At 69.2% G+C, this 13,736-nt stretch carries 16 protein-coding genes; 10 read left to right on the top strand and 6 right to left on the bottom strand.

Annotated features, from left to right (window positions below):
• Positions 1–36: 36 nt before the first annotated feature.
• The gene (locus tag BR39_RS26325) at positions 37–318 is read left to right on the top strand and encodes a hypothetical protein (RefSeq protein ID WP_156035563.1); all 282 of its coding nucleotides are present in this window, start codon (positions 37–39) and stop codon (positions 316–318) included.
• A gap of 298 nt (positions 319–616) precedes the next feature.
• Here the strand turns inward: BR39_RS26325 and BR39_RS0103025 are convergent, their stop codons facing one another.
• A complete protein-coding gene (locus BR39_RS0103025) occupies positions 617–928 on the bottom strand; it encodes a hypothetical protein (protein ID WP_156035562.1) in 312 nt (103 codons plus the stop codon).
• A 237-nt stretch (positions 929–1,165) separates the two neighbouring features.
• Between BR39_RS0103025 and BR39_RS0103020 the strand changes: the two genes are divergently transcribed.
• Positions 1,166–1,783 carry a hypothetical protein gene (locus BR39_RS0103020; protein WP_029907573.1) on the top strand — a complete coding sequence of 206 codons (618 nt, stop codon included), beginning with the start codon at positions 1,166–1,168 and terminating at the stop codon, positions 1,781–1,783.
• A gap of 1,524 nt (positions 1,784–3,307) precedes the next feature.
• Here the strand turns inward: BR39_RS0103020 and BR39_RS0103015 are convergent.
• Complete coding sequence (locus BR39_RS0103015; RefSeq protein WP_029907570.1) at positions 3,308–4,000, bottom strand: hypothetical protein; 693 nt, start codon at positions 3,998–4,000, stop codon at positions 3,308–3,310.
• 236 nt (positions 4,001–4,236) lie between these two features.
• Here BR39_RS0103015 and BR39_RS26320 point away from each other — a divergent pair, with 236 nt between their 5' ends.
• Entirely contained in the window at positions 4,237–4,374 is a 138-nt protein-coding gene (locus BR39_RS26320; RefSeq protein ID WP_156035560.1) for a hypothetical protein, read from the top strand.
• Between the two features lie 163 nt (positions 4,375–4,537).
• Here BR39_RS26320 and BR39_RS0103005 read toward each other — a convergent pair whose 3' ends face one another.
• The gene (locus tag BR39_RS0103005) at positions 4,538–4,798 is read right to left on the bottom strand and encodes an AlpA family transcriptional regulator (protein ID WP_029907568.1); all 261 of its coding nucleotides are present in this window, start codon (positions 4,796–4,798) and stop codon (positions 4,538–4,540) included.
• A 190-nt stretch (positions 4,799–4,988) separates the two neighbouring features.
• On the bottom strand, positions 4,989–5,261 hold the full coding sequence (locus BR39_RS0103000) for a DNA -binding domain-containing protein (protein ID WP_029909945.1): 273 nt from the start codon (positions 5,259–5,261) through the stop codon (positions 4,989–4,991).
• Between the two features lie 183 nt (positions 5,262–5,444).
• Here BR39_RS0103000 and BR39_RS0102995 point away from each other — a divergent pair, with 183 nt between their 5' ends.
• Together BR39_RS0102995 and BR39_RS27410 are read left to right on the top strand one after the other, a co-directional pair.
• On the top strand, positions 5,445–6,353 hold the full coding sequence (locus BR39_RS0102995; protein WP_081916490.1) for a DUF2285 domain-containing protein: 909 nt from the start codon (positions 5,445–5,447) through the stop codon (positions 6,351–6,353).
• 135 nt (positions 6,354–6,488) lie between these two features.
• Positions 6,489–6,851 carry a transcriptional regulator domain-containing protein gene (locus BR39_RS27410; protein WP_369795609.1) on the top strand — a complete coding sequence of 121 codons (363 nt, stop codon included), beginning with the start codon at positions 6,489–6,491 and terminating at the stop codon, positions 6,849–6,851.
• Here the strand turns inward: BR39_RS27410 and BR39_RS0102990 are convergent.
• Complete coding sequence (locus BR39_RS0102990) at positions 6,739–7,224, bottom strand: helix-turn-helix domain-containing protein (RefSeq protein WP_029907564.1); 486 nt, start codon at positions 7,222–7,224, stop codon at positions 6,739–6,741. The genes BR39_RS27410 and BR39_RS0102990 overlap by 113 nt on opposite strands.
• Positions 7,225–7,573: 349 nt before the next feature.
• Here BR39_RS0102990 and BR39_RS0102985 point away from each other — a divergent pair, with 349 nt between their 5' ends.
• The 5 genes from BR39_RS0102985 to BR39_RS0102965 all read left to right on the top strand — a co-directional run bounded on the left by BR39_RS0102985 (position 7,574) and on the right by BR39_RS0102965 (position 11,241).
• Positions 7,574–8,221, top strand: a complete 648-nt coding sequence (locus BR39_RS0102985; protein WP_231499384.1) for a GntR family transcriptional regulator — start codon at positions 7,574–7,576, stop codon at positions 8,219–8,221.
• 68 nt (positions 8,222–8,289) lie between these two features.
• The gene (locus tag BR39_RS26895) at positions 8,290–8,406 is read left to right on the top strand and encodes a hypothetical protein (RefSeq protein ID WP_231499383.1); all 117 of its coding nucleotides are present in this window, start codon (positions 8,290–8,292) and stop codon (positions 8,404–8,406) included.
• 118 nt (positions 8,407–8,524) lie between these two features.
• Positions 8,525–8,653 carry a hypothetical protein gene (locus tag BR39_RS27215; RefSeq protein ID WP_255347284.1) on the top strand — a complete coding sequence of 43 codons (129 nt, stop codon included), beginning with the start codon at positions 8,525–8,527 and terminating at the stop codon, positions 8,651–8,653.
• A complete protein-coding gene (locus BR39_RS0102970; RefSeq protein ID WP_156035559.1) occupies positions 8,650–9,336 on the top strand; it encodes a lasso peptide biosynthesis B2 protein in 687 nt (228 codons plus the stop codon). Before BR39_RS27215 ends, BR39_RS0102970 begins: the two co-directional genes overlap by 4 nt.
• Positions 9,337–11,241 carry an asparagine synthase-related protein gene (locus tag BR39_RS0102965; protein ID WP_081916488.1) on the top strand — a complete coding sequence of 635 codons (1,905 nt, stop codon included), beginning with the start codon at positions 9,337–9,339 and terminating at the stop codon, positions 11,239–11,241. It abuts the gene before it with no gap.
• Here the strand turns inward: BR39_RS0102965 and BR39_RS0102960 are convergent.
• Positions 11,127–13,703: a prolyl oligopeptidase family serine peptidase gene (locus BR39_RS0102960; RefSeq protein ID WP_051695121.1), complete on the bottom strand. Its 2,577-nt coding sequence runs from the start codon at positions 13,701–13,703 to the stop codon at positions 11,127–11,129. The genes BR39_RS0102965 and BR39_RS0102960 overlap by 115 nt on opposite strands.
• Between the last annotated feature and the right edge of the window lie 33 nt (positions 13,704–13,736).

The following is a 13,736-nucleotide window of genomic DNA, read 5'->3' as shown; positions in this document are numbered from 1 at the left end:
GTCGTGGTCTCGCTTCAGCTGAATGGAACTTTAGCCATGGATCAGAAGCCCTTTCCAGATGGGTCAGGCGAGAAGAAAATGTCGGGTGAAGAGCTTGGATTTTCGCGCTGTAAGGTCATCGTAGAGCGATATTTGCACCACGCCCAAGCTAATCCGAAAAGCATTTCGTACAGCGCCAGTGCTGTGTGGGGAAATATAATTCGTATGACCTATATCCAGAAGGATGAATCTGGAGAAGGTTCAGAGATATCGTTTATGTGCTGGCAAAGGCCGGGGCAGGAGGTGGTGGAATCGCGCATCGACACTAGGCCGCAGTGATGCGAGAGCGAATTCCTGTCTGACGTTCCAGAACGGCTTGTCGACGCCCCTAACCGTTGCCGACCTTCAATGTGTCCAGTTCAGGCGCAAGCATCTCAAAGGGCCATTGCTTAGGCGTAGTTCTCAGTTTCTACCGCCTCAGCGCACCTACGCCCAAGTGCGCAACGACCCCGGGAAGGTACCGTTTGACCGCGCTCAGTACGCCGCGAGCCGCGTGCCCCTGGGTCCGGCGCTCACTTCGCAACCGGGCCGTCGCAACGTCTGCAAAGGGTGGTTTACAGACCTTTCGCTCGCCAATTTAGACGAAGCGCGGCGCACTCTGAGAGGTCACGGACAGATGTCCCTCCACCAGATAGAGGTGCGATGTGCCGGGCCCGTTCGCGAGCTTTGCGTGATTGACATGGCCCGCGAAGGTGTTCGCCGTCAGCTCGACCATGTCGGCGACCGTGGTGACGGTATTCACGTCTACGAATAGGATAGTGAAAGGGCTGCGGGCAGCCGCTTCTGGCCCCGCGTACGACGCCCCTCGTATCGAGACCCTGCGATTAGGGACGTCGATCATCACCTCCTCAATCAGAGCATCGTGATCGTACCAGTCGTCGGGTGTCATAGCTGTCAGCCGCATTCCGTTGATTGATTGCGTCTCACATCACACAGCGTCAAAGAGTCCGACAAGGGTCGTAAGCAGCCCATCACCCTCTTCCGTTCTCTGCTCGTTGCGGCTTCGTGCGATAAGACGGTCGATAAGCCGACGCCGCGAACTTCAGAAGTGGGTGGAAACCCGACCTTAAGCTCGCGAGCGTCAACCTTCTCCATAACCACCGATTGAAGTCACTTCGGACCGTCGATGCCCGCCTTGCAACCCAGCCAGATGCGTAACCAAGTGCAGCGACTATGCGAGGCCGAGCCGGCCGAGGCCCTGAAGATCGCCCGACATATCTCGGACCCATGGTTCTGCAGCCAGGCCCTATCTTGGGTGGGACGATACTGGAGGGACGCGAAATTCGCCGAGATCCTCCAAGAAGCAGCCGACGTCGCGTTGCGCGCCAGCGACCCGTATCAAACGGTCGGCGCCAGCGCGTGGCCTGTCCGCGCTTTGCTGGAAAGAGGCGCCACGGCGACCGCCATCGCTCGGCGGACGCTTCCGCTCGCGCGCCGGATCGAAAACCTAGGCAGCCGGTCAGAGGCGCTGATGCTGCTCTTTCAGGCCGCACTTCCCTACGACAAGGTGGTTTGGGCGCCGGTCCTGGACGAACTGGTCATAGCATCCGAGCCAGTGCTGAACTGGCGGCAGAGGCGCAATTTCCAAGGTGTCATTCGGCTTTTGCTGGGAAGAGATGCCAACCTCGCCGCCGACCTCGCGGGAAAGGTTTCCGACGAAACACTCCGCAGGAGCGCCGAGAAGGCGCTGAAAGGCGGGGCCATATCGTCCAGACCGTTTTTCCAGGGCAATGGGCAGACTTGATGACAGATTGATTCGTTCATCGCCGGGAGCATCGCGCCAGCATTTCGACATTCGGCGCGTTGCCGCCCTACGGACCTTCCCAACTTCGGTTCGGGGTGGTTAGCGGAAGTTCGGGCGGACAATGCTCGCTACAGTGAGCTTGCGATCAGGTCGTGTGATCGTAGCGCCCACTCCTTCGCGCCGACAGAGCTCAGCCACCTCTGAGACGGCGGCCTCGTCATCGTTGAAGATCAACGTGCCAAGTCGGACTTTCTGGTCACCGAAGTCCCATTCGACTTTGTACTTCGGCATGACGTCCGCCCTGTGCAATTCGTCCACCTGACCCTAGAGCTCGACGGCCGCGCGGCCGTCGCTGGATCCTAGATATCCGAACCAGTGATTGTTCATTTCGCGCAGGAAGTCGGGATCTTCTACGGGAAGGCCAGATGCCGATCCGAGCACTGAGTCGATTTGGCAGTGCGGGCAAATGGCTGTGCCAGTGCCTTCGTTGAGCCAACGTTCAATCTCCGCTGGCCCGAACGTCTCCAGGCAATAAAAACAGCCGCAAACGTCACTGGCTTCAATGACCCGTCGATGCTTGGACGAGTGTCGATGTGCCGTGCGCAAGACTTCAGCGGAGTAGGTCATCCAGCAAGGATGTACGGCCCTCGCAATGTCAGCAAGGGTCGAAGGCGCGATCAAGGCGCTCCCAACTCACATTGGGAGCGCCCGGTCGTATCCCTCGGGGGGCGAAGCCGTAGTCACGCCCGTTTTAGGTAGCGACACGCTCTCTATAGCAGACCTATCGAACGGCGGAGATGGGTCGGAAGCGGAACTCAGCGACCCGCCCGAAACTGGACATTGAGCCGGCCGACACCGCGTCGCCCCAGTTGGCTAAGGTCCGGTTTTCGGCACGGACCCAATTTCTCTTCCCGACCCAGAACGGACAATCAATCGGGCGAAGCCCAGCGCAATGGAATTTCCACGCTTTGGCCTTGTCGGCGATGCGAAGTCCTGAATTCCGTGGATACACAAAGCGCCCACTCTTCGAGCCGCGGGTCTCTGCTTGAGCGTGCGCTGCAATCGGTGAGGTGCCCATCCTTCTGAACTTTGCAGATCAGAAGCGCTTCGCCGGGTCGAATGTCCGTGCTTCCCGGCATGCACCGGGCAAAGTCAGCAGCGCCGGGTTTCGCGGTCCACGCAGAGGGCGCGAGGCGCTGAGCGGCTTCTATATCTGACGAGATCGCTACGGCAGCGAGCGCCGCGAAAGGTAGAACGACAAACCGCATCACCTTCTCCAGCGCAGCCGAGAATGAAGAATTACAGTTGTAGAAATAGCTGTCTATAGATCAAGCGGAGAGGGCCGCAATCCACCCTTTGCGGACGTTGCGACGGCCCGGTTGCGAAATGAGCGCCGGCCCCAGGGGTACGCGGCTCGCGGCGTACTGAGTGCGGCCAAACGGCACCTTCCCGGGGCCGTTGCGTACTTGGGCGTAGGTGCGCAGAGGCGGTCGGAACTGAGAACTACGCGTACGCCACCGCCCTCTAAGTGGGCAACGACGGGACGTGAATGGATGGCCCTCCAGGGTCCACGCTCAGGAAGAACGTCTTGGCGGCGTCCTGCGGCGCAGCGGGATCGTAGGCCAGGGAGACCTCGAGGACCACGTGATCGTCGCCGAAGGCCTCTAGGGCGATCCCCCAAGCCTCGACGGGACCCAGGCTTTGGATGAAGACTTTACGATCGGGGGCGTCGACGCGGTTAGCGTCGATCGCCGATTGGGCTAAGGCCCGGAAATAGAGGGAGCGCGCGCGTCCGCTCAAGCCACGCAGCAGTCGGCGAGCCTGATGCGCGACGATGATCCACAAGCTGTTGGCTTCGGCGTCGAGCCAGCGCAGGTCCTGCAGGTTCACCAGTAATTTCCCGTCCTGGCAGAGGGTTTCCAGGATCGGACCAGGCTCGGCGCTCTCACTGACCACCAGCCCATCGGCAACGTTGATCTTCAGATCGGACGGCAGATCGAACAGCGCCGTCGGCCGGCGTTTGCCTGGCAGCCTGGCCTCCACATCTAGGCCAAAGCCCCTTCCCTCGACGCGAAAATCGCTTTCTCTGCTAAATGCACCTGGAGGCGTCGGCGTGCTGGTGACCTTCCAGCCGTTATGCTCCAGCAAGCGCCCCACGACCTGCTCGTAGTCGAAGCCGGCCGTCGTCGGCCGATCGGATCGCGCGCTCAACAGCAACCCCGCATCCAGGTTCGGCCATCGGCGACATTCCGCTGCCGGGCCTTTCCAAGAAGGTCGGCGCGGCGGGCGTCTACTACTACAAGAGCGGCTTCGAGGCGCTCGTCGACTATCGCACCCGCTCCGACTACGCCATCAACATCGGCGGCCAGAATCTGATCACCTTCAACAAGGGCGACGCCCTGGTCGATTTTTCCGCGTCCTATAACTTCGCCGACACCTCGCCGCTCAAGGGCGTGAGCCTTCGGTTCCAGGCCGACAACCTCACCGACGCGCCGTTCCAGACCTACAACGGTTACAAGGAGCGGACGGGCCGATACGAGGTGTTTGGTCGCCGCTATTTCCTGGGCGTGTCCTTCAAGCACGTCCTTTAGTCGCCGCCGCGGCCAAGGCCCCCGGCGCGATCCGAAATCCCGGGTCCTTGGCGTCGCGCCAAGGACCCGGAGAGGCCCGCACGGCATTCGTCGCCGTGCGGGCGAGGTTGGGCCCGTCGAACGGAATGGGCGATGGCGCCGGGCCCGGCTCGACGCCGGGCGCTCACCTCAAGGCGCGCGGCGGCGGCGGCGGGACCTCGGACCGCCGCCGCCGTCGGCCCACCACCCTGGCGTCATCGCAGGCCACCAGGTTGCGCTGGTCCCAGGCGTCCAGTTCCTCGATCGGATAGAGCACCGCCTTGCCGACCTTGACGAAGGCCGGCCCGATCCGTTGGGCGCGCCAGTTTTCCAGAGTGCCGACAGACACCTCGCCGCGATAGCGTTTGGCGACCTCGTCGGTGGTGAGGAACTTCTCGTCGGCCACGGCTCGGCTCCCTCGTTCGCGTCCGGCGGGCGTCGGCAAAGACGGCCGCCTGTTCCTTCGGGTTCACGGCCCTTCACCTTGGCGACACGGCTGTCGCCCGCAAGGAACGTGCGGGCCCAACAGCCCTTGAGCGGCCCAAGCGGCGGCCACGGGGTTCCAGACGGCAGGTTGGCGATGTCGCCGCGCGGGCCTAGCCTCGCCTCGCCGCCAGCAGGTCCTTGTAGCCGGTGACGGTCATCCATTCGGCCCGCTTGAGGTGGGTCTCCCAACAGCGCTGCGCCGAAGCCTCGTCCACATCGGCGCCGCGTCCCAGGATGAGCCGCGCCGCTTCGCGCCAATCGGCGCCCTCGCGCTCGGCGTCGAGCAGGCGCAGATAGACCACCAGGTGGGCCAGATCGTAGTCCGTCAGGGTCTCCGACCAGGGCGCCGCGTCGGCGATCTGAGGGTCGAGCACGGGCGGCATGCCTCCTCCATCCAACGCTGGGCCTGGCCGTCCACGACCGAAGGTCGCAGGCCGACGGCGACCACGACGGGAGATGAATGGCCCGCTTGCGGCCGGCGCGCAACCGCTCGCGCCGCCCTGTCGATCTCGACTCGGCCAACAAGGCTGATCAGACTTTGCGTGAGCTTACGACGCGCAGGTCCCATGCCGGCTGATCGAACGCCCCCGCCGGCCTGGAGGACGGCCGAGACCTACCGTCCCTTGCTGGGCGCCGACGCGGCGGTGTGGGCCTGGGAGTTCGGCCGGCGAGGGATGGCGCCCGGCGCCGGTGAGCGGGCGGACGGGGACCGCGGGGGCGAGGTTCCCGACCTCTGTTTCGCCGGGACCGGGCCCGAGGGCGATCCGATCCCGGCCGTGATCTGGCGCTGGCAGGCCGATCCCTCGGTGCCCGTGTTCAGCGTGTCGCCTTCGGCGGCGGGTGATCGCGACGCCCTGGACCTGCTGGGCTCGGGCCTGGCAATCCTGGTCGTGCGCACCAGCGACGGCGGCCAGCATGTGGTGGTCAGCGACGGCCCGCGCCGCCTGCGCTTCGCGGTCGCCGAGGGCGATGTCCTGGCCGGGCCGGTGCGCTGCCGCTACCTGCTGCCGCCTCATTCCGTCGGCGTCGGCTCGCTGGCCAGCCTGCGGCTGCTCGTGGCCCTGCGCGACACCGGCCGTTTGCCGTCGACGGGAGGGCGTTCGCCGCCCAAGGCCAAGCGGTGGGCGCAGATCCTCCAGGCCCATGACGCCCGGGCGCACGGCGCCAGCCAGAGGGACATCGCCATGCTGCTGTTTGGCGCGGGGAGGGTCCGCGATGATTGGGCCGGCCGTTCGGACTACATGCGCATGCGGGTCCAGCGCCTGCTGCGCGCCGCCGAGGGGCTCGTCGCGGGCGGCTATCGCGCGCTCTGCGGCTTGCGGCCGGCCCGAGGGGATAAGCCCGAGGTCGTCGAGATCTGGCGCTCGGCCGCCTGGCGCGGGGGCGGTCTGTGCCTGCTCGTGCTGGGCGGGTCTTTCCTGGGGACATCTGCCGGAGGGGCCGATTGGCTGCACGGTCTGTGCCAGCTTTGGTAGAAAACGTGCCCGAATCCGGTACGGCCGGACGTGATTTCGGCTCGAGCCGGTCGGGTGGCGAGGATTTGTCCGCTGGTCGCCCGGTCAGGCGCCGAGGCGATTTTCCGGCGAGGCGGATCGGCGCTCAATTCAGGCATGGCCAAACACCGCGTCGCCCCTTCCGGCCCCTCGCGACCCTCGCCTCGCCAGGCGCGGGCCCCGGCGATCGATCCTTCGGCGGCGCGTCTGGCTTGGGAGTTCCTGCGCCGCAACGACCGCTACCGCGCCGACTACGAGCGCGTCGGGTCGGGCGCGATCGAGGATCTGCCCGCCCATTGGGGCCTGTGCGAAGCGACCGATCCGGACGCCTCCGATATCGATGCCGTGGCGATCTGGCGCGCGCCCGTCAGGTCCCGTCGCCGGGCGGAAGGATCTTGGGCAGGTTCTCCGCCAGCCAGCGCTCGGTGCTCTCGTCGCGCTTGTCCAGATACTCCTCCAGGCTGTCGAACGGGCGCTTGAACGCCTCGATCAGGGTGGAGGGACCGATGTGGGTCATGCGGTCGCCGACCTTGTCGCTGAAGCGCCGGAACGAGGCCAGCTGGATGGAGGCGATCTTGTTGTCCATGCTGCGCAGGGCGTGGTCGGGCGAGCCGAGCATCAAGGCGTCCATGATCCCGGCCGGGTCGCAGTCGACAGCCTCGGCGAACCGCCAGATCTTGGCGATGTCAAGCGGGCCCTGGCCGGCCTCGAAGCTGTAGTAGCTTCGCAGCGGCAGGCCCATGGCGGCGGCGACTTCGCGCGCGCTCATGTGGCGCAGGCCGCGGATCAGTTTCAGGGTTTTCGACAGGAGCTGGCGCTGACGCTCCAGGTCCTCGGATGCGTGTTTGACCAAAGCTGTACTCGACACTGGCTACAGACATGAGGCCGCACGCGAACCCATGGTCAAACTACAACCCTACGTATTCCGCGCCGCGGAGCCAGATTTAATGTCGTCTGCCCGACCACCAAGCGCCTTGATCCGTGTACCGTGCCGATTTCCAGAAGGGCGGTACCGGTTTCCTGCATGGAGCGTGCAGCGCGGGGGTTCGAAGGCGAGCGCGGTCGCCCGGCCGGCCGAAAAGCGCGCCAAAATCGTTGGCGGCGCCGCAAAAACCTCCGCCTCAGCCGAGGACGCCGGCGTCGCGGGCTCGACCGGGCCGCGACGGCGTTGAAACTGCCTGGGTGGTTTGGGAACCAGAACCTTGTCTCCACCCCGTGATTCCTTCGGCCTGGCGCTGAGCGCCCTGCGCCAGCGTCTGCGCGATGGCGCCGATGCGCCGGGCGCACCCCTGCCGATCCAGCTGATCGCCGCGCAGCTTCGCCTGTCGACGACGCCGGTCCGCGAGGCCCTCTCCCGGCTGGCGGGCGAGGAACTGGTGGAAAAGCGCGGGCCGATCTACACGCGCCCCCTGCTGGACGGGCCGGCCTTGGCGGAACTCTATGACCTGCGGCGGCTCTATCTCGCCGCCGCCCTGGCGCCCGGCGCCGCGCGACGGGCCGGTCGGCGGCGCTGGCCGCCCAGGCCGCCGCTCCCCGCCGCCGATCCGCTCGACGATCCCGCCGCCGTCGTCGACGCCCTCTATCTGGAGTTGATGCTGACGGGCGATGACCTCATGCTCGCCCAGGCCTACCAACGCACGGCCGAGCGCCTGGCCCCGTTCCGGTCGATCGAGGCCCGTCTGATCCCGGACCTGGCGATCGAGGCCCAGGCGCTGATGGCCGCCTTCCAGGCCCGGGACAAGCCGACCGTGCGCGCGCGGGTGCGTCGCCACCACCGGGTCCGGATCGATTTGTCGCCGACGATCGCCCGCCTGGCCCTGGGCGAAAAATATCGATCGGATATCGTTTGAATATCAAAGGCCCGGGGCGCTGGCTTGAGGGGCCGCGATTGGCGGTTTCAAGCCCAAGGAGGGATCCCATGTCCCGCAAGATCACCCTGCTGCGCCTCGGTTCGGCCAAGACCCTGACCCTGTCGATCCGCGACGGCACGGTCAGCGAGGCCAACAACGCCGCGCTGAAGGTCTTCCCGCTCTGAAGGCCGGGCGCCGAAAGGCGCCGACACCCGGTCCGGCGCCGGTTCGCCGGCGTCGGACCGCCGTCCTGTCCTGCCCACCCGCGCCTTCGCCTCGTCAGGCCCCAACGAAAGAACCGCCATGTCCAAGTTCCAAGCCCGTCCCCCGGCGCTGCTGCGCCTCGGCTCGGCCCGTCGCCTGACCCGATCGGTCATGGGGCTGATGTACCGCGAGCCGCACAACATCCTGCTGACCTACGACCTGCCGTGAGGGATCGCGTCGGCGCGGGGGCGGCGGCGGCCGTGGACTGGCGGTTGTCGCCGCGGGTCCACGGCGTGGCGATCGACCAGGACCTGGTGCTGCTGGACGTCGAGGCCGACGCCTATTTCTGCCTGGTCGATGCGGCATCGTGCGTCGAGGTCGGTTCCGGGGGCGCGGTCGACATCACCGACGAGGCGATCCGCCAGAGCCTTGTCGAGGCCGGCCTGATCGACCGGGGACCGCCGCGTCCGGCGCCGGCCCTGGCGCCTGCGCGGCGCGAGGTCGAGGCCGCCGCGCCGGCCAAGGTCGACGCCGAGACGCTCCTGCGACTGCTGCGGGCGGCCTGGACCGCCCGCCGCCACCTGCGTTCGCGATCGTTCGGCGAACTCCTGGCCTGGGCGGCGGCGCGTCGGACCGACCCGGCGCCCTTGGTCCCGGCCCCGAGCCCGGCGCTGCTGGCCGAGGCGGCCCGGTTCGCGGCCTTGCGGGTCTGGGCGCCGTTCGACGGGGCGTGCCTGGCGCGCAGCTACATGGCCCTGCGGTACCTGCGGCTTTGCGGCCATGACGCCTGGTGGGTGATCGGCGTGCGGACCTGGCCGTTCTCGGCCCATTGCTGGCTGCAGGCCGGCGACGTGGTGCTCGACGACACCGCCGCGCGGGTCATGCCCTACCGGCCGATCCTGGTGGTCTAGATGAGCGACTATCTGGCCTTGACCTGGCCGCCGGGCATGCCGGGCGTGGCGGCCGAGCGCATGCGCGAGGCCATCCTGGGCGACGGTGGGTGGCGCATCGCCCACGAGGCGTTCCGTCAGCTGGTCTGCGTGCGCGGCGACCACCCGCCCGCCGTCACCGCCTTGCCCGACGGCCACGGCGTGCTGATCGGCAAGGTGTTCGACACCGAGGCGACCCTTGCCGGCGCGCCGGCCGCCTTCGACCTTTCGTTGCTCAAGGGTCTGGAACCGCGCGACGCCGGCCTGGTCCTGACCCGCTGCGGATGGGGGGCCTATGTCGCGCTGTTCACGCCGCGCCGCGAGCCGCCGGCCATCCTGCGCGATCCGATGGGCGGGCTGGAGGCGGTGACCTGGACGCGCGACGAGGTGACCCTGGTCGCCAGCCAGATCCCGGCGACGGGTCCCCATGCGCCGGAGGGTCTGGCCATCGATTGGGCGCGGGTCGAGGCCTTGCTCGGCGACATCGCGCTCTCCAGCGACGAGGTCTGCCTGACCGGGGTCCAGGCGGTGGCGGCCGGGACGTTGCGGTTTGGACCGCAAGGCGAGGAGATGCTGCGCCTGTGGGCGCCCGCCGTCCATGCGCGCCGGGCGCGCCACGCCCGGACCGCGACGGCCCCCGCGGCGCTGGAGGCCTGCATCGACGGCGTCACCAAGGCCCTGGCCCAGGGACGCGAGGCGATCCTGGCCGAGGCCTCCGGCGGGCTGGATTCCGCCATCGTCGCCTGCGCCCTCCTGGAGGCCGGCGCGCCCGTCGTGGCGCTGAGCCACCACTATTGGCCCGAGCCGGAGGGCGACGAGCGCCAATACGCGCAGGGCGTCGCCGACCAGCATGGCCTGCCGCTGACCGCGGTGGCCCGGGGCGACCTGCACTACGATCTGGAAAAGCTGCTGGCCTGCGCCGGCGGCCCGCGCCCGCCGTTCAACGCCCAGGATCCCGACCATGACCAGGAGCTGGCCGATCGCCTGAAGGCCCTGGGCGCGGACGCCCTGTTCACCGGCCACGGCGGCGACGCGGTCTTCTACCAGATGCCCGACGTCGCCGTCGCCCGCGAGGCGCTGTTTGGGCCGCGGGGCGCGCGCCGGCGGCGCGAGACCTTGTCCTTGCTGGCCCGGCGGATGCGGATGTCGGTGTGGCGTCTTGCGGCGCTGGCGCTGAGCCGGGCGGCGGCCGACCCGCCCGGGCTCGTGGGGCCCAGCTTTCTGGCGCGGCCCCAGGACCGGCGTCGTCGTCATCCCTGGCAGAAGGCCGTGCGCGGCGTCACCGGCGCCAAGCGCGTGCAGGTCCAGGCCCTGGTCAACACCCAGGCGCTGATCGGCGACAGCCGGCGCGGCCGGGTCGCCGACCTTGTCCATCCGCTGCTGGCCCAGCCGGTGGTGGAGCTGTGCCTGGCCACCCCGACGCTCGCCCTGGCGGTGGGGGCGCTGGACAGGCCGCTGGCCCGCCGCGCCTTCGCCGGGCGGCTGCCCGCCGCGATCCTGGAGCGTCGCGGCAAGGGCGACGTGACCGCCTTCTTCGCCCGCAGCGTGGCCGGCAGTCTCGACGTCCTGGCCCCCTTCCTGATGGAAGGGCGCCTGGCCGCGCGGGGCCTGATCGATCGCGAGCGGCTCGCGCCGCTGCTCGATCCCCACGTGATGATCTGGCGCGACCTGATCGGCGAGATCATGCGGGTGGTGTTCGTCGAGGCCTGGGCGCGCACCTGGGAGGATCGCCTGGCCGGGGCAGGGGCGCCTGACCCCGGCCAGGCTCCGGGTCAGGCGGCGGGGGGAGCCGCCGCGGACCCGCCCGACGCCGGGGACGTCGCCTCGCCGGCCGGCCCGGCGGCCGCCGCGCCGCCGCCCGGGGGAGCGGCGGTCGGGGGCAGCTGATCGGCCAGGAAGGCGAGCACCCGGGCGTAGAGGTCGCGAAGATTGGCGGGGATCGCCGGCACGTGGGCCTCGCCGTGGTAGTCGAGCAGGATCGCGTCCCGGTCCAGGCGATAGAGGGCGTCGAACATGGCGCGCGGCCCGTTCGGATCGCCGTCGAGATCGCCGCTGATCAGGAGGATGGGCGCGGTGATCTTGTCGGCCGCCAGCAGCGGGCTGTTGCGGACATAGCGCTGCGGGTCGCGCCAGGGCGGGACGCCCATGCGCGCCTGGCCGCTCTCCAGCCAGCCCATGGCGCCCAGGATGGCCGAGCCGGCGTCGGGCGCCAGGTTCGAGGTCAGGCCGTGGGCGCCGTAGGCGCCGAACAGGTCCGGCGAGGCCGCCGAGGCAACCACGGCCTTGAACCGCGGGCTCTGGGTCGCCGCGGCCAGCACCGCATAGCCGCCATAGCTCTGGCCCCACAGCGCCAGTCGATCCAGGTCGATCGGCTCGCCGGCCGCCGCTGCCGCGTCGACCACGGCCAGGATCCGTTCCGCCGTTCCCTCCATCGGCTCGCGGGTCTCGTCGATCGGCAGGCTGGGCGTCAGCACCGCATAGCCGGCGGCCGCCAGGATCTGGACGCTGGGAAAGTATTCCTCTCCCGGCGGCCGCAGCCGCGCCGGGTCGGATGGGAAGGCGCGGCCCGGATAGGGCACGACCACCAGGGGCGCGCGCGCCCCCGGGGACAGGGTCGGCGGCAGGTAGAGCCAGTGGGTCAGGACCTTGCCGTCCGAGCCGGTGGTGCGCACCGCGCGCGGTCGGGCGAACGCCACGTCGGCCTGACGGGCGTTGAGGGTCAGGACCGGGATCGGGGCGCGGCCGGCCTGGCGCAGCCAGACGCGTTCCACGCCCTGCGCGTCGCGCGTCCGGCTGGCCAGGGCGGCCGGGCGGGCCTGCGCGGCCAGGACGGTCTCGCCGGCCGGCGCGGCGATCAGGACCCGCTCGGCGACGCCGCCGGCCAGGACCAGCAGCGTGGTCGGGGCGGCGGCGGCCGCGCCGCGCGCCAGGATGAGGTCGGCGGGGGCGGGCGGCGGAGCGGCCGGTCGCTGGCCTTGCGCGGGCGCGGGCCGCGGGGCGGGGCGGAGGTTGTCGGCCAGGGGGCGGACCCGGCCGGTGGCGCTGGCCCGCCACAGGCGCCGGCCGTCGCCCAGGACCACATGGTCGGCGCCCACGGCCAGCAGCTGGTCGGCCCCCGGGGCGACATCTCCGCCCAAAGCTATGGGGCCTTGGCGCGACAGGCGGATCCAGGTCCGGGGCGCGTCGGGCGCGGCCTCGGCCGGCCGCGCCAGCACCAGCGGATCCTCGCCCAACCACTGACCGCGCGCCGCGCCCAGGTTGTTGGGGTCGCCGTCCGGGGCCGGCTTGTAGGGGCCAAGGGCCAGCGGTGCGGCCCGACGGGGACCAGGATCGATGCGCCAATAGACCGACTGCTCCCAGGGCTGCCCGTCGGCCTTGGCGGAGATCAGCAGCCCCTTGGCGCTGGGCGACCAGGCCATGAGGCCCGTGGCGACGTCGCGATCGGGACAGGGACGCCAGATCTGGCCGGTGGCCAGGTCGAGGATCGCCAGCCGCTGGCGGCGCGAGGGGATGTTGGTGCGCGCGACCTGCGTCGGGTCGGGCCGCACGTCCTCCTCGGCCGACAGGATCGCGACCCTGGCCCCGTCCGATGACAGGGCAAGGTCCCGCACGTCGGCGTCAAGCAGCCGCCTGGCCCGGCCGGTCGCCGTGTCGATCGAGACCAGCTGCCGCAAGGTCGGCGGGGCGTGGCGGCCCAGATACTTGCCGCTGCCGACCGGGGTGACGCTCAGACGCCCGGCCGCCGCGTCCGTCCAGGCCGTCAGGAGGCGGGCCTGGACCTGCCATTCGTAGATCGGGGTGACGCTGGGCGCGTCCGGGTTCTGGGTCACCGCGATCAGTTCGCGTTCGGAGCGCCATTGCAGCGTCGCCCCGAAGTAGTTGTGCGCCGGGGTCAGGCCCGTCCAGATCGCCTTGCCGGTCGCCAGGTCCACGACCCCCAGCTCCCGGTCGTGGCCGCGCACCCGCGTCACGGCCATCCTGTCGCCCGACGGCGAATAGGGCCCAGGCAGGTAGCCGTGGTCGGCGGCGTCGGCGAACAGCCGGCGGGGCGGGCCGCCTGTCTTCAGGTCGACGACGTCCAGCCGGCTGATCGTCATCTCGGCCCAGGCCAGCAGCGACCAGTCGCGGATCGACCCGTAAGGGCCGGTCGACTGGGTCACCAGCCAGCGCCGGGACGGCGAGAACGTCACCTCGCCCAGGCTCTCGTGGGCCAGGAGGTCGTCCAGGCCGAACGGATGGAGACGGCCGGACGGGGAGGGCGCAAGCGTGGGGTCGGCGAGGGGATCGGCGTGCGCCGCGCCGGCGAGCAGCCAGGCGCAGGCGAGCAGACGCGGCGCGAGCCGTCGCATGGGAAACTCCGTCTTCAAGGGAGGGAAGGGCGG

Source organism: Caulobacter sp. UNC358MFTsu5.1, from assembly GCF_000712075.1.
In the GTDB taxonomy this organism is placed as follows: Bacteria; Pseudomonadota; Alphaproteobacteria; order Caulobacterales; family Caulobacteraceae; genus Caulobacter.
The sequence above is the reverse complement of the archived record's forward strand: the minus strand, read 5'-3'. Positions and strand labels throughout refer to the sequence as shown.